Source organism: Methylomonas sp. MED-D (assembly GCF_050276835.1).
GTDB lineage: Bacteria > Pseudomonadota > Gammaproteobacteria > Methylococcales > Methylomonadaceae > Methylomonas > Methylomonas koyamae_A.
Genome location: NZ_CP189965.1, coordinates 2,672,517 through 2,688,700, shown reverse-complemented (window position 1 = coordinate 2,688,700; position 16,184 = coordinate 2,672,517). Strand labels below are relative to the sequence as shown.

The window sequence follows — 16,184 nt, the reverse complement described above, 5'->3', positions numbered from 1 at the left end:
CGGTTTCAAGGTTTCCAAATGTGCCGGAAAATTTCCCGGTAACCATTGTTCGGATCATACAGCAGGTCGGGCGCGCCTTCCGACGCGATATTCGCGGCCGTGACCAGATGTACCGGAACCACGTAGCCGGTGACCGCTTGGCCGGACAGTAGCCGGTTCAATTCGTCGATTAGCTGCCAGCCTTGCAGATTCAGCGGCTCGGCGGCGGTGGCGGTTTGAAAGGCGCCGGCGCGGATACGCAGAAAGGCGGCGGGGCTGCCGTCGCCGGCCGACAGCAAGGCGATACTGGCACTGGACCGACCGGATTGGGTGAGTTCCGGCACCGCGTAGTCGAAATAAATATCGTTGATCGCCAATAGGTGAGTCAGGCCGGTGCCGTGGCGCGCCAACCATTCGCGGGTGATTTTCGGCATCGTTTCGGCCGCCGTGGAAATCGCGATGTCCCGGATTTCCAGCAACTTGCATTCCGCGCAACGTCGCACAACGATGGCCATTGCTTCGGCCTTGGCTAGGGCAATGTCGAAGTTGCTGTCGGTGACGATCACCACACCGGCGCCGCGCGCGTCCGAAACGGCGGCTGCGGCGGTCACGCGGGCAACTTCCAGCGGGTCGCTGGACACGTTTATCGCGATAGGGCCTTTATCCAGCGCGCCGGCCTTGAGATCGACGTGCCAGCCGACCACCGGGATACCGCGCTCGGCGAATGGCGCCAGTCCGGCGCCGATAGCGCGGGCGTCGGTGCCGACCACGATCACGCCGTCCGGCTGCTGCGCGTTGGCGGCGGTCAAGGCCCGGTCGCGTCCGGCCGGGTTGCCGCCCGCGTCGAATATTTTCGTTTGCCAGCCGATTTCGCCCGCCGCCTCGCGGATGCCCCGGGTGACGCCGAGTACCCCGCCATTGCGCAAGTCTTCGCAGACGATCGCCACCCGCGCCCCGATGCGCGCCGGCGGGCCGTTCCGGGCGCCGCCCCATGCGGTGTCGAACGACGAGGCGTTCGATGCTGATTCCGCTTCAGTCGTTGCAGGCTTGTCGTCGGCTATTGACGGCGTGCAGGGCAGGCAGGCGCAGGTCAGCCCCAAAACCCAGGCACCGACCCATCGTAAGCTTGGCGCAAACATTGTTAAATATCCTCCGTCTGGGCGTTGCCCATTTCGGGTTAATACTGAAATCGCCGCCGCCGGCCGGTCGCGGCGGACTAGGGTCGGCGTTGGCTTCAGCGGTCCTGGTGGCGACGGTTTAGCGTTATGGGGTACCTGTCCGCTTTGCGACAACTTGGACTCGGCTGCAATTGTAGCCTTTGCGCCATCGCGCCGCAGCGGTGATGGCGCGACGCGCCGGTTTGAGCATCGCGGCGATCCGACACATTTATCGGTCACGGGTTGTTTCAATACCGGAATGTTAGGGAAAGCCACTCGGCTAGCTGTTTGGCGCCCGGATTAAGGCCGTGCAGCGATCCAGCGCGGTCAATATCGTCGGATACTCGAAATAGTCGGCGCATCGGCTCAGAGTTTGCGCCAAGTCGGGAGCAACTTCGGCGATTTCGCCGATCGCGGCGGCGATGCGCGCGGCATCCAGGCTTTCCACGGCCGCGCGCAGATTGAATCTTAGCGGTGCCGGCAGCGCCGCCAAGCGTTCGAGGTCGGGTTCGTTGTCGATTGGCGTGTTTCGCGGTGGCGCGCCGAGGTAAACGTATTTCACCCCCAATTGCCTGGCTAGGCAGTCGTAAATTTCCTCGAACCGGTAGGGCTTGCGGATGAAGTCGTCCATGCCGGCGTCCAGCATTTCCCGCTGTTGTTCCTTGAAGGCCGAGGCGGTCACGGCCACGATTTTCACTTTATCGCCGCCCGGTAAGCGGCGGATGCGTAGCGTCGCCTCGATACCGTCCATTTCCGGCATGCGTCTATCCATCCAGATCAAATCCGGCTGCCAGGTTTCGAATAGCTCGACGCCTTGCTTGCCGTTTTCGGCTATTTTGACCGGCAAATCCAGGGTGTGCATCAAGCGACTGAGCAAGGACTGGTTTTCCGGTTGGTCTTCGACGATTAGGATGCGGTAGCGCGGCTGCCCTGGCTCTAAGCCGACGATCGGTCCGAGCTTGTCGGCGTGTTGGCTGGGTATGTCGACGGTATCCGACAACTCGACCGGTAATTCGATCCGAAATAGCGAACCTTTGCCGGGTTGGCTGTCGACCTCGATCCGGCCGTGCAGCATTTCGACGAATTGGCGGGTGATCGCCAAGCCGAGGCCCGTGCCGCTCTGCGGCAAGCGGCTGTCGGCGAGCTGGACGAAGGGTTCGAATAGGCGCTGGCGATCTTGCGGCGCGATGCCGGCCCCGGAGTCTTCCACCTCGATGATCAGATGGTGGCGGGCGTTTTCCTTAACCCCTAGCCTCACCGTGACGCCGCCTTGTTCGGTGAATTTGATGGCGTTATTGATCAAGTTGATCAGGATTTGCCGCAAGCGCGATTCGTCGCTCTTGATGTAACGCGGAAATTCCGACGATTGATCCAGCGTCAGGCGCAGACCTTTTTCCTCGGCGCGAACTTGCATCAGTTCGGTCACATCGCGAACCAAGCCGCCTAAATCGAACGGGGCTATTTCGACTTGCAAGTGGCCTGCCTCGATTTTGGCCATTTCCAACACATCGTTGATCAAGTTCAATAAATGCGCGCCGCTGCGGTTGATGATGTCCAGGTTATCCCGTTGATTGTCGGTCAATTGCGCGTCGGTACGCATCAGTCCGGAAAAGCCCAGGATCGCGTTGAGCGGCGTGCGCAGCTCGTGGCTCATATTCGCCAGAAACACGCTTTTGGCTTTATTCGCGGCTTCGGCGGCATCGCGGGCTTCCAACAACTCGGCGGTGCGTTGCAGAACCGTGTCTTCGAGATGGTCTTTATAGCGCCGCAGTTCTTCCTCGTTACGCTTACGCTCGCTAATGTCGGTGACCATTGCCAACGAACCTTGGAATACGCCGTCGTCGTCGAAAATTGGGGCCGCCGACACTTGCGCCCAAATGAACTGGCCCCGCCGCGTCAGGAAACGCCGCTCGTAGTTCTCGGTGATACCGGCGCGCCGGCGGCGAAGTTTTTCTAAGTGATCGTCGGCGTCTTCGGCCGGCATGAAATCGCTCATCGGCCGGCCGTTCAGTTCTTCGGCCCGGTAACCGACCAGTTCCGCCATCCGGCCGTTGACGAAGTTGGTCAGGCCGTCCGGGCCCACCACCCAGATGCCTTCGGTGGCGGTATCGACAATGCGCCGGTATTTGGCTTCGCTTTCGCGCATGGCCTGTTCGGCCAGTTTGCGTTCGTGTATGTCCATCCGCGTGCCGAGCACACGGGTGACCTTGCCGTGACTATCTCGGCGTATTCCGAAACCGCGCACTTGCTGCCAACGGTATTGACCGTCGGCATGACGGAGGCGGGCTTCGTATTGATATTCCAGGAAGCCGTCGATCAGCACGCTTTCGATTTTACCGAGGACTCGGGCGCGATCGTCGGGGTGTAGCCGCGCTATCCATTCCTGGCGATCGCCGGGACCGGTCTCGGGCTGATAACCCAGCATCGTGAAATAGGCGGGCGAAGCGTACCAGAGGTCGTTCTCGATATCCCAATCCCAAATGCCGATTTGAGTCGCTTCCAGCGTCAGCCTCAGGCGCTCTTCGGAATCGTGCAATTTGGATTCGATCTGTTGACGTTCCGACCTGGCCCGCAGCACGCTGATCCCGAACGCCAAATCGTTGGCCAATTCGCCTAACAGACGTATTTCGGCCGAGGTGATACTGCCCACCCGATCGGCATAAATCAACACGATCCCGAAGACGACATTACCGGTGTCCTTCAGCGGCAACGCGATGCAGGACCGGTAATCGCGACGCAAACACGCTTGCCGCCAAGTCGCCATCAGCGGATCGCCGGCAATGTCCTCTATATACACCACTTGTCCGGAGCGAACGGCTAGACCGCAAGGCCCTTGTCCTCGTTCGTTATCGCCCCAGGACAATTTGGCGTTGCGCAAATAGCCAAGTTCAGCACCGGCCCAAGCCACCGGTTGGACTGTTTGCTCGGCGTCGCGCATCAAAAACCCGACCCAAGCCATTCGGTAACCGGCCTGTTCGCAGACGATCCGGCACACTTCGTCGAGCAGGGTTTGTTCGGTGTCCGCGCGCAGCAAGATTTGATTGCAACTGCCGATTGCTTGCAGCTCCCGATTCAAGCGCCGCAATTCATCTTCGTTACGCTGGCGTTCGCTGATGTCGCGGCAGATCGCCAAATTGTAGGCCTGGCCGGCGTATTCGACGAAATTGGCGGTAATTTCGACCGGGATGGTTCGGCCGTCCTTGGTCAGATGGCTGGTCTCGAAACGAATTCGGCGTTCGTTGCGCAATCGCGGCCAAAATTCGGTCAGTCTGGTCGGCGACCAGTCCGGATCGATGTCGAATACCGTGACGTGGCCTAGCATCTCTTCGCGGCTGTAACCCAGCACGCTGGTGGCGCTTTGGTTGACGTACAAAAAGTCGGCGGCGTTTTCGGCCATCAAGAACACGGTTTCGCCGACTTGATCCATCGCGTCGTTCAGTAGTTGCAGTTGCTGGCGGAGGGTTTTTTGCTCGGAAATATCGGTGCGCAGATAGAGAAAGTTGCCGACCTTGAATTCGCTGTCGAAGATCGGCGAGGCAATGATCTGTTCCCAACGCAATTCGCCGTTTTTGTGGCGGTTGCGCAGTTCGGCCTGCCAAAGCCGGCCGGCCTTGACCGTCTTCAAACTATCGGCGAATTCGGCTTCGGTCATCTCGGAGGCGATCAGTTCGCGGTGGCTTTTGCCGTAGATTTCGCCGAATCGATAGCCGGTGATGCGGGTGTAGGCGGCGTTGGTGTAGACGGCTGTGCCGCCGCGCTCGGTGATTAGAATGCCGACCGGATTTTGGTCGGCGGCTTGGGCCAAGCGATTGATCTCATGTTCGAATAAGCGTCGATCGGTGATGTCGCGGTTAGACACCCGGTGACCGATGTAACGGCCGTCGCGGCTGAACGCCGCTTGGCAACAGTGCGAAATCCAGCGGATTTCTCCGTCCCGGCGCACGATGCGGAAATCCAGCTCGGCCGGTCTGGCGTGTCCGGCGTCGTGGCGATGCAGGTGATAGTTATCGCGGTCATCGGCATGCACGACGTCGTGCAATCGATCCGGATTCTCGAGGAAGTGTTCCGGCGGGTAGCCGGTAATCCGTTTGCAAGAGGGCGACATATAGTTCAACGTGCCGTTCTCGCTGAGCCAATATTCCCAGTCGTAGGGATAATCGGCAACGATATGGAATTTTTCTTCTTCGGCGGCCAGACGTTCGATGATGCGTTGTTGTTGGCGCCATGCCCGGATGATTAACCAGGCACCGATCCAGGAAATTGCGATGAACAAAAACAACAAGCCGGCGATTTGCCAGACTTGCTTGCGCCATTCCGCCAAATAATCGATCTCGGCGAGGCCGACGCTGACGTAGAGTGGATAGACGTCGACTCGTCGAAACGACACGATCCGGGCCGTCCCGTCGAAACTGTGCGGACTGTAAAAAGTGCCTTGCCTGGAATCCTTGGCAAGTTGGTGTTTAAATTCCTTGGAAATGTCTTGCTGACCGATCAGGCTGGCAATGTCGCCGGAAAACGGCAAGCGTGCAATCAAGCGTAACTCGGCGTCGCGCAAATTGATCGCGCCGTGTGGGCCGACATCGACCCGGCCCAGCATCTTGCCAAAATTGTCCAGCGAAATATTGGCGAAGACCACGCCGGCAAAATCGCCGTTCGGCAACCGCAAACGGCGCGCGAAATTGATCACCCAGGTCCGGTTGATCCGCGACATGACCGGTTGATTGATAAACAGACCCAACTCGGGGCGATCGCGCAGCTCGGTGAAATATCGGCGATCGGCCATGCTCGGAGGCGATTGCTTGGGGACGTCGGTGCCAAACACCACCGTGCCGCGCGCGTCGGTGGCCCGCAGTCCGATGACCCATGGCAGCTTGGTCTGCAGCCACGCCATGTGCGCCGACAAGGCCGCCGAATCTGGATGGCCGGTGGCAAGCTGCTGTTCTATCCGCTCGGCCGCCAATTGCAAACCCAAATCGACTTGGTCGATCGTGCTTTCGATCGTTTGGGCGATGACGCTGGCCAGGTTATCGGTGGCCACTTCGGCGCGCTGCCGATAGGCGGTATAGCCGTGGCGCAAGGCTAGGGCGGTCACCGAAACGGCGAGGATATCGATCAGGATGATGCCCCAGATCAAACGGATAAATAGGCTGCGGGTTACGCTCATTATTATTAGGATAGTGTTGCCCCGGTCCACGCCAGCCGGGGCCATTCGCGGGCGGATTCGCGTCGAGTCGCCGAGGCCTTTGCCTTGGACCGGTTTTACCACAAATAAGGGAACGGCGTGTATCGTTCGATCCCATTTAGCCGGCGCTCTGGCGCCGGCGAGCGAGCGACTTTGCACTACACTTTCAAGCACCGTTGCCGATCACTTGGGGTCACGATGTCCTTTCGCAGTCTTTGTGTCTATTGCGGTTCCAGTCCGGGCCGCTTACCGGTCTATACCGCCTCGGCCAACGCGCTGGCCGAGGCGATGGTGCGGCGGGGCATTCGCTTGATTTACGGTGGCGCCGGCATCGGCATCATGGGAGCGGTGGCGGATCGGGTCCTGGCGCTGGGCGGCGAAGCGGTCGGCGTGATTCCCAAGGCACTGGCTCATAAGGAAGTCGCGCACGCCGGCTTGACTGAGCTTTACGTGACCGCGTCGATGCATGAACGCAAGACCCGGATGGCGGAATTGGCCGACGGCTTTGTCGCGTTACCGGGCGGTATCGGTACCTTGGAGGAATTGTTCGAAATCTGGACCTGGGCGCAATTGGGTTTTCACCGCAAACCTTGCGGTTTATTGAACGTTGCCGGTTATTACGACGGTCTGCTCGGGTTTCTGGATCATGTTCGCGCCGAACAATTCGTCAAGCCCGAGCAACGCGAGTTGTTGATGGTCGCCGGCGATCCCGAAACGCTGTTGACGCGCTATGCCGCGTATCAAGCCCCACCGACCAAGCAGTGGCTGGCGAATGACGAGACCTGACGCGCTTATTGCCGGTGGGAGGACGTATGCGGATAAGTAGGTTTTTAACGCCGGTCTTGAGCCTGATCGCCGTCGCGGCATCCGCCGCGCCGCCGGTTAAATGTCTGGTTGACGGTAAAATGTTGTATACCGACGACGCGGCGCGTTGCCGGAATGCCGACAAACTGCCGATAGCCGGGAATGTGATTATCGCGCCGAAAGCCAAGGCGGCTGCTCCGACATTACCGGGCTTGCCCGGTTTGGAGACACCCGGTATGTTGGATTCGATATTGGAACGCTTCGGTTTGACCCGGCAAGATGTTGCCGATGGCTGGAAAACCGTCATGGATGCCCGCGAGCGCGGAAGCTGGCAAGCACCAGCCGTTCCCGAGGAGGATCGTTAGTCCCGAGCGGAGCTCGGTTTCGCCGTCTTAATCGTTTCATAATCCCGCCTTAATTTTGCTTTAAGCCCCCGTCTTTAGAATTTTCCGCAACTGAATAATTATCCAAAGAGGGAGTGCAATGTTCAGATTAACAAGCTTAGCAATATTGGGTATCGCGTTTTCGTCGACCGTCAGCGCCGACGACGGTTGGGGTGAGCATCACCACCGCCATCACCACCATCATTATCAGCGCGACTATTTTCCGGCGTATCCGGTGGAACGAGTATATGTGCCGGCGCCTGTCGTGCAATATGTACCGGCGCCTCCGGTTTATTACGCTCCGCCACCTCCACCGGTGCGCTACGGATATTACGATCAACGCAACCCATCCGGCTTGGTCGGCGGCATGATCGGCAGTGCGTTGGGATACGGAATGGGCGGCGGCGATCCGCTGGCCGCCGGGATTGGCGCGGCGGCGGGTTCCTGGCTGGGCAATGGGATGAACAGATGATGACATTACGTTCGTTTTCGTGCTTGATCATCGTCGCGCTCGGCGCGTCCGGCTGCGCTACCCAAACCGGATGGACCCCGACCGTCGATACCTATAACGACCGGAACAGCTATCGTCTGAATCAAGACATGCAGGAATGCCGGCAACTTGCCGAACAAGCCTCTGGCGGTACCGCCAAGGAAGCCGCGATCGGCGCTGGCGTCGGTGGATTAATCGGCGCCGCGGGCGGCGCGGCCTTGGGTGCGATTATCGGAAATCCGGGTACCGGAGCGGCGATAGGCGCGGCGGCGGGCGGTATCGGCGGCGGCGCCAAGCAAGGCATCCAATCCGAAGACCGCTTCAAAAATGCTTACAACAGTTGTTTGCGGCAGCGCGGACACACTGTTGTCAACTAACCAACGTTGCCAGTTTACGCATTCTGTTTGGTCCGGAAGTGTTGAGTTTCCGCGAATCGCCATTGACTAAATTAGTATGCTCAAACATCGTGTAGCTGGCGTCGAAGCTCTCGACAATTATTCTTCGCGCCTGCAATCCCGCGCAGACATCGGTTTAAGGATTGGCCGCGCGGGATTTCACCGTGCGAATCTCGCTAGGTCTATAACCAAGCGGCTAACTCGGCCCGGCCTGATGTTGCGACGCTGCGTATTGGCCTTAACGGTACTGGCGTTCGCCGGTTGTTCGCTATTGCCCGATTTGGACGAAAGCGATGATAGCGCGAACAGGCCGGCCGGTAGTGGTGCCCGCTACAACCGGCCCTATCGGGTTAAGGGTAAAACCTATGTACCGTTGCAAAGCGCGGTGGGTTATAAGGAACAGGGCAGGGCGTCCTGGTACGGCGCTGAATCCGGCCCGCGGACCGCGAGCGGGATACGCTTCGATCCGCGCGGCTTGATGGCCGCGCACAAGACCTTGCCGATACCCTGCAAGGTTAGAGTTACTAATCTGCGTAACGGTCGCCAGGTTGACGTGGTGATCACCGATCGGGGGCCGTTTGCGGAAGATCGTTTGATCGATTTGTCCAAGGCGGCGGCCGAGCGAATCGGCATGCGCGGTACCGCTGAGGTCACTATCGAGTATTTGGGCGGATAGGCTCGGCGTTGGTGTATCGTTTTGGGCCAGCGCGCTACCGCATGCTCCGCAAAATCGTCCAGAGAAACGCTAGTCTTCCGAGACTTTGAAACGCTTCGGTAGCGACTCCCTAGTAATAAACGCCAACTCGGCACTCCTAGTTTCCGCTCAGTCGATCCGTAAGCTCGCGGCAGCGGCGGACCTTTAATAACCGGGGGAACGGCGTCGGCGGTCGCGGCCGGCACAGAACCTTACCGACACCACAAGCAAATCCTGCCCCGCTGTGAATTAGTTCATTGCGTCGGGCCGGCAAAACGTTCGAAATCTCCAGGCATTCAACGACCGTTACCGGAGAATTCGTTTGCCTACCCGTTTCTCTCGCACCACCCGCTCCCTGGCGCGCGATTCCGCGCGGCATGCCATTCTCGTCTGGTCGCTGGCAGGCGTTTTGCTGGTGGCTTGGCTGTTTTGGTTTTGCATGGCGCGGTTGACAATTTACGAGATCAGCTCGCAAGCCCGTCTTGAGGTCAATCGCTCGGTACATCCGATCGCTGCACCGGTCGCCGGCAAAATCGTCTCGATCGACTTTTCGTTAGGTCAGCAAGTCGAGGCCGGTCAGGTGTTGGCAACATTGGACACGGTCAGTGAAACCTTGCGTTTGCAAGAAGAACAGGCGAGATTGACGGCCTTGCCGCCGCAAATAGAGGCGTTGCATAAGCAAATCGCTGCATTGGAGCAGTCCAGGCTGGACGACCAGCAAGCGGCGTTGGCGGCTATCGACAGCGCTCGCTCCCGGCAGCGCGAGGCCAACGCGGCGGTGTCGTTCGCCAAGGATTACGAGCGGCGCTTGAGCGAGTTGAAGGGAGCCGGCAAGGGCGCTTTGATCGATACACTCCGGGCCGGCACCGAAGTGCAAAAACTCAGTTCCGCCCGCTCCGCGCTGTCCGCCGACATTCAACGCCTGCAAATGGATGCGCAAACCCATTCCCACCAAAAACTGGCCGAAATCGAAGAGTTAAAACAGGATGCCGCTAAATTGAGCGGCGAACAGGCAACCTGCCGCATCACGATAGACCGCTTACGCGAAGAGATCGAAAAACATCGGATCCGCGCGCCGGCCGCCGGGCAAATCGGCGATATCGCGCCGTTGCAAGTCGGCGGCTATGTGGCGATCGGCGACAAGCTGGGTTCGGTGGTGCCGCACAGCGAACTGCGTATCGTCGCCGATTTTCCGCCGGCGGCGGTAATCGGGCGAATTAAGCCCGGCCAAGCCGCCACGATGCGGCTGGACGGATTTCCGTGGGCGCAATTCGGTACGCTGGCGGCGAAAGTGAGCACCGTTGCTTCGGAGATTCGCGACAACCGAGTGCGGGTCGAATTCGCGCCCGAGCAGGCGGCGAACTCGGCCATCGTGTTGCAACACGGTCTGCCGGGCTCCATCGAAGTCGTCATCGAACAACTCAGCCCGGCGCTACTGGTATTGCGCAAGGCCGGACAATTGTTTGACGACGGCATTCGCCAACCGCGTTCGTCCGCCGGTGCGCCAGAGTCATGAGCTGGTTCGGCGAGCGGTGTTGGCTGGTGCCAGAGGTGGTGCAAACCTCGGCGATGGATTGCGGGCCGGCGGCACTGAAATCCCTGCTCGAAGGGTTTCGAATTCCGGTCAGTTACGGGCGCTTGCGGGAAGCCTGCCAAACTAATGTGGACGGCACTTCGATCGACATGTTGGAACTGGTCGCCAATCGCTTGGGCCTGCAAGCAGAGCAAGTGATGGTGCCGGTCGATCATGTGTTTTTGTCCGATGCCGCCGTCCTGCCGGCGATGGTCGTGGCGCACCGGGCCGACGGATCGACGCACTTTGTCGTCGTTTGGCGCCGGCACGGCGATTGGCTGCAAGTGATGGACCCGGCGGTGGGCCGGCGCTGGCTGCGTTGCAAGTCATTCGCCGAGGAGATATTGCAGCATAAACTGCCGGTTTCGGCGGACAACTGGCGGGCTTGGGCCGCCTCCACGGAGTTTGTGAATCCACTCAGACAGCGCCTGGCCGCGCTTGGGGCCGGAAGGGCAGTGGTCGATGCGATCATAGACCAGGCGGAACAAGACCCCGATTGGTTAGGTTTCGCCAAATTGGACGCCGGTTTGCGGTTGGTGTCCACACTGCAATCCGTCGGCGGTATCGGTGCCGGCGCGGTGGCGGTTCGCTTGCTGAGGACCGTGCTCGGCGCGGTTTCCAGCCAGGATTTAAACCGTACCGTTCCGGCGGCGTATTGGTCGGTGGCGCCGTACGATGCGGGGACCGACGAAGCCCTATTGCTGCTGCACGGCGCGGTGTTGTTGCAAATCCGAGGTCGGCAACCCGCGTTGGAAGCCGATCCGCCGGTGCAAGATGCGCTGGAAGCCGAGTTGACAACCGCGCTGAACCAGCGCCCCGTGAATCCGGAACGAACTGTTTTCGACTTGTTGAAAGCCGACGGCTTGTTGTCGCCGCTAGCCTTGCTGGGGGCCTTGAGCGTGGCGGTGGCCGCGGTACTGCTGGAGACCTTGTTGTTCCGGGGCGTGTTCGATATTGCCTGGGAACTGAAAGCTGCCGAACAACGTCTGGGGGCGTTATGTAGCTTATTGGCCTTTGTCACGTTGCTGTTGTCGATCGAAGTGCCGATTGCGATGGAAACACTACGTTATGGCCGGCATCTGGAAATTCAACTGCGTATGGCATTGCTGCGTAAACTGCCGCGTTTACCCGATCGTTATTTTCAAAGTCGGCCGGTGTCCGACATGGCCGAACGCAGCCACGCCATTGCGCTAACCCGACAGATTCCGGGCTTGGCGATTCAATTCATGCAAACCCTGTGCGACTTATGCTTGACGTTGATCGGCATTCTATTGCTGGATCGCGCCGGATTCGCTTGGGCGGCGCTCGCCGCGGGGTTGGCGGTGGCAGTGCCTTTATTTGGTCAAGCCTGGTTAAACGAGCGCGATTTACGGGTGCGCAATCACACCGGCGCAATGATCGGCTTTTATCTCGACGCCTTGCTGGGCTTGGTGCCTATACGCACTCACCGAGCCGAACCGGCGGTGCGCCGCGAACATGAAGGACTGTTGGTGGATTGGGCGCTCGCCTGTCGCGGTTTAATTCGTTCGGCGTTGACGATAGAAGCGGTGCAGGGAGCGGCCAGTTTGAGCGCGATCGGTGTGATGCTGTGCCAACATTTTATTCGGACCGGCAGCGTCACCGGTTCTGACCTGTTGTTGGTATATTGGGCTTTGAAATTGCCGGCGCTGGGTCAAAAATTGACGACGCTGGCGCATCAATATCCGGCCCAGCGCAATAGCCTGTTGCGTTTGCTGGAACCGTTGGCCACGCCGGAAGAAGCGGATGATCCGGAAGTGTCGCCGTCGTTCGATACCCGCGATGCCGTGGTCGGCTCGCGGCCGCGGTCGGCGAGTGAGGTTATTGGCGGCAGCGACAGCGGCGGGGGCAGCCCCTTCGGCTCCGCTCAGGGCGAGCACTTCGGCTCCGCTCAGGGCACGCGCTTCGACTCGGTCCTGGGTTGGCCCTTCGGCTTGGCGGACGGCGCGCTTATTGGTAACGATTCGTGTACGCCTGACGGAGATTTCAGAAACGCTGTTGGCCGGCTAGCGATGCGGCGAAACGGTGCGGCGCGGCGGGCGGCGGGCGCTTCCCGGCCTTCTTCCGCCAGATTCGGGGCCAAACTGCCTGGAACGAGCCAGCGGGGCCCCGATAAAAAGAGGGCGCATCGGCTAGGCGGCTTTACGCGGCCGTCCGCCATCCGCATCAGCGAAGGCCACCTAGTTGCCGCAGGCCACGATATCTTGCTGAACGTCGATTTAAGCATCGCTCCCGGCGAGCATATCGCGATAGTCGGTCCTTCCGGCGCAGGCAAGTCCAGTTTGGTCGGTTTGTTGTTGGGCTGGCACCGCTTGGCGGCGGGCAGGTTGTTGGTCGACGGCAAGCCGTTGAGCGGCAAGTATCTTGCCGCGTTGCGCCGGCAAACCGCCTGGCTGGACCCGGCCGTGCAGCTTTGGAACCGTTCGTTTTTGGAAAACCTCACTTTCGGTGTCCAGCATGGCGGATTCGGCCGGATAGGCGAGGCCATCGACGCGGCGACCTTGCGCCCGGTGTTGCAAAACTTGCCGGCCGGCTTGCAGGCTCACTTGGGCGAAAGCGGCGCATTGTTGTCCGGCGGCGAAGGCCAGCGTGTCCGGCTAGCCAGAGCGTTGATGCAAACCCAGGTGCGGCTGGCCTTGCTGGACGAGCCTTTTCGCGGCATGGACCGCGCTCAGCGTCGTCAACTACTGCTTGAAGCCCGACAATGGTGGCGCGCCGCGACGCTGTTGTGCGTGACGCACGATGTCGAGGAAACCCTGAGTTTCGAGCGGGTGTTGGTCGTCGAAAACGGTGCCATCGTCGAGGACGCCGCGCCAAGGGTCCTGGCCGGCAGAGACAGCCGGTATCGCGAGATGTTGAACAGCGAACGCCGTCTGCGCGATCGGCTTTGGCAAGGCAAGCATTGGCGGCGTTTGGCGATAGCTAACCGGCGCTTGTCGAGCGATCGGGCTGGGAGCTCGGCGTGAGTTCGACAATTGCCGCGCTGAGTTGGCCGCTCGCCCGATTGGGGGAGGGTATCGAACAACTCGCGCGCGGTGCCAACTTACTGACTACCGGCCCTCGGAATCCGCTCACCGCTACTTCACCTCCGCAGCACCGGGCCGAGCTCGGAACTTGGATCGAGTGGGCCGGCGAACGCTTGGGTTTGGAAGCCGAACCGATCGAGACTTTCGTTCCCCAGGTCGCTGAGTGGTTGCGCGACATCGGGCCGGCTATCTTACAAATCGATATTGCCGGGGAAGCGCGCTGCCTGTTTTTATTGCGCTCGCGCTTTGGCGGTCTGCAAATGTTGGGGCCGGATTTACAATGGTCGACGTGCTCGGTTGCCGGTTTGCGCAATGCGTTGTGCGCGGATTTCGAAGCGCCGTTGCAAGCGGAAATCGAAGGCTTGCTGGCCTTGGCCGACGTGCCGGAACGACGGCGGAAGGCTGTAAAGGCATTGCTACTGGACCAGCGCCTGGCAACCCAAAAGATTGAAAACTGCTGGTTGTTGCGTCAGCCGGCGACGGCCAATCTGCGCGGCCAATTGGCCGAATCGGGTTTGCCGAGACGGGCATTGGGCTTGCTGGTCGCGCTAGCGGTGGTCTATGCGCTGGAAATTGCCGGCTGGCGTTTGATTGGCGCAGCGGCGTTGAACGGTCGGCTGGATTTCGGTTGGCTGTCGGCTTGGGGTTTGGCGGTGTTCTCGCTAATTCCGCTGCATTGGATCAGCGGCTGGCTCGACGCCGGCTTTGCATTGGACGTTGGAATCTTGCTGAAGAAGCGCATGCTGGCCGGTGCGTTGCGTTTGGAGCTGGAAGCTGTCAAACAGCAGGGTAGCGGACAATTGCTGGGAAGGGTCATGGAATCGCAGGCCTTGGAGTCCTTGTCGCTGAACGGCGGATTTTCGACGTTGATCGGCCTGGTCGAGTGGCTGTTCGCCGCATGGATCTTGAGCGCCGGCGTCGCACGCTTCGGCCACTTGTTGATGCTGGCCGGCTGGACGGTTTTGGCCTTGTGGCTGACCGGACGCTATCTGCGCCGGCTGAAACACACCACCGTTCAGCGGATGACCATGACCGAGCAGTTGGTCGAGCGCATGGTCGGTCATCGTACCTGTCTGGCCCAGGAATCACCCGAACGCCGCGATGCCGACGATGACAGCCTGCTCAACGACTATTTGCTTAGCGCCAGCGAAACCGACGCCGCGCTAATACCGCTGATCGGCTCGCTGGCAAGGGGCTGGCTGGTGCTGGCCTTGCTGGGTCTGTCGCCGGCTTTCGTCAGCGGCGAAACCGCATCGATCGGTTTGGCGATCAGTTTGGGCGGCATTTTATTGGCCGGCCGGGCTTTCTCGAACGTCGCAACCGGCTTGGCGGTGCTTGCCAGGGCCTTTATTGCCTGGCAACAGGTGGCGGTTTTGTTTCATGCTGCCTATCGAGCGCCGCCCAGCCAGCCGTTTTTGGCGGCCGCCGATTTGCGCGGCGAAGTCGGCATCGCCGGGTCTGGCAAACTGGTAGATGCCAGCGATTTGAGCTATCGGTATAGATCGGGCGGCGAGCCGGTCTTACGCGGTGTCGATCTGACGATTCGGCGCGGCGAACGCTGCTTGCTCGAAGGTCCTTCCGGCGGTGGAAAATCGACGTTGGCGGCCTTGCTGGTCGGATTACGCCAACCGGAGTCCGGATTGTTGCTACTGAACGGCTTGGACCGATATACCTTGGGTGATAACTGGCACAAGCTGGCCGGCGAGGCGCCGCAATTTCACGAGAACCACATCCTGACCGGCACGTTGGCTTTCAACCTACTGATGGGCCGTCATTGGCCGGCCGACAAGCCGGATCTTCTGGAGGCCGAGGAATTGTGTGTCGCGTTGGGGCTGGAACCCTTGTTGCAGCGCATGCCGTCCGGTATTCATCAGCGGGTCGGCGAAACCGGTTGGCAACTTTCCCACGGCGAACGGAGCCGGATTTTCCTGGCGCGCGCGTTGCTGCGGAACACCGCATTGACGGTATTGGACGAGAGTTTCGCGGCACTCGATCCGGAGACGATGGAACAATGCTTGAGTTGCGCGCTCGCCAGAGCCGACACCTTGTTGGTCATCGCTCATCCTTGAGCGCGGCGAGCTCGTGTTTATCAATGGCAACGCCAACCCACCTCTTGAAAAACCGCCATCGGTTCCGACGCAAACCAAGCCATCGATTCCGATAAGATCGCGCCAATGTTTAGCGACCGTTCATCGAAGTGGTGAAATACCGGAATCGACCCAAAGCGGAAATTGATGCATTTAATCTTGAATGCCGGTTTGAAATTTAAAGCGGCCATTCAAATAATGAAAATTGTAGGGTGGATAAGCGGAGCGTCATCCACCATGAAATAGAAGAATTTTAAATAGGTGGATGGCGCTTTGCTTATCCACCCTACGGTCCTACAATATCAGGATCGGGTGTATCAGCGATAGGTTGGTTTTTTTGCTAAGAGGTTTGACAACCTGACAAAACAATATTCATTAACACTATGATTGAAATGA

10 protein-coding genes are annotated in these 16,184 nt (G+C 59.7%); 8 read left to right on the top strand and 2 right to left on the bottom strand.

Features of this window, described 5'->3' with window-relative positions; all coding sequences use genetic code 11:
- Positions 1-5: 5 nt before the first annotated feature.
- Positions 6-1,118 (bottom strand): substrate-binding domain-containing protein, encoded by a 1,113-nt coding sequence (locus tag ACQE3E_RS11900; protein ID WP_313727817.1) that lies wholly within the window; start codon positions 1,116-1,118, stop codon positions 6-8.
- 298 nt (positions 1,119-1,416) lie between these two features.
- Positions 1,417-6,300 (bottom strand): PAS domain S-box protein, encoded by a 4,884-nt coding sequence (locus ACQE3E_RS11895; protein ID WP_313727818.1) that lies wholly within the window; start codon positions 6,298-6,300, stop codon positions 1,417-1,419.
- Between the two features lie 216 nt (positions 6,301-6,516).
- Here ACQE3E_RS11895 and ACQE3E_RS11890 point away from each other — a divergent pair, with 216 nt between their 5' ends.
- The 8 genes from ACQE3E_RS11890 (at position 6,517) to ACQE3E_RS11855 (ending at position 15,770) form a co-directional block, all read left to right on the top strand.
- Positions 6,517-7,104, top strand: a complete 588-nt coding sequence (locus ACQE3E_RS11890; RefSeq protein ID WP_168030793.1) for a TIGR00730 family Rossman fold protein — start codon at positions 6,517-6,519, stop codon at positions 7,102-7,104.
- Positions 7,105-7,130: 26 nt separating this feature from the next.
- Positions 7,131-7,487 carry a hypothetical protein gene (locus tag ACQE3E_RS11885; RefSeq protein WP_313727819.1) on the top strand — a complete coding sequence of 119 codons (357 nt, stop codon included), beginning with the start codon at positions 7,131-7,133 and terminating at the stop codon, positions 7,485-7,487.
- Between the two features lie 118 nt (positions 7,488-7,605).
- On the top strand, positions 7,606-7,977 hold the full coding sequence (locus tag ACQE3E_RS11880) for a hypothetical protein (protein WP_427500566.1): 372 nt from the start codon (positions 7,606-7,608) through the stop codon (positions 7,975-7,977).
- Complete coding sequence (locus ACQE3E_RS11875) at positions 7,974-8,372, top strand: glycine zipper family protein (RefSeq protein WP_396641977.1); 399 nt, start codon at positions 7,974-7,976, stop codon at positions 8,370-8,372. The genes ACQE3E_RS11880 and ACQE3E_RS11875 overlap by 4 nt, the downstream gene beginning before the upstream one ends.
- A gap of 232 nt (positions 8,373-8,604) precedes the next feature.
- On the top strand, positions 8,605-9,066 hold the full coding sequence (locus tag ACQE3E_RS11870) for a septal ring lytic transglycosylase RlpA family protein (protein WP_313727820.1): 462 nt from the start codon (positions 8,605-8,607) through the stop codon (positions 9,064-9,066).
- 340 nt (positions 9,067-9,406) lie between these two features.
- A complete protein-coding gene (locus ACQE3E_RS11865) occupies positions 9,407-10,600 on the top strand; it encodes an HlyD family secretion protein (RefSeq protein WP_313727821.1) in 1,194 nt (397 codons plus the stop codon).
- On the top strand, positions 10,597-13,641 hold the full coding sequence (locus ACQE3E_RS11860; protein ID WP_427500565.1) for an ATP-binding cassette domain-containing protein: 3,045 nt from the start codon (positions 10,597-10,599) through the stop codon (positions 13,639-13,641). Before ACQE3E_RS11865 ends, ACQE3E_RS11860 begins: the two co-directional genes overlap by 4 nt.
- Entirely contained in the window at positions 13,638-15,770 is a 2,133-nt protein-coding gene (locus ACQE3E_RS11855) for an ABC transporter ATP-binding protein (protein WP_313727823.1), read from the top strand. The genes ACQE3E_RS11860 and ACQE3E_RS11855 overlap by 4 nt, the downstream gene beginning before the upstream one ends.
- The last annotated feature ends 414 nt before the right edge of the window (positions 15,771-16,184 follow it).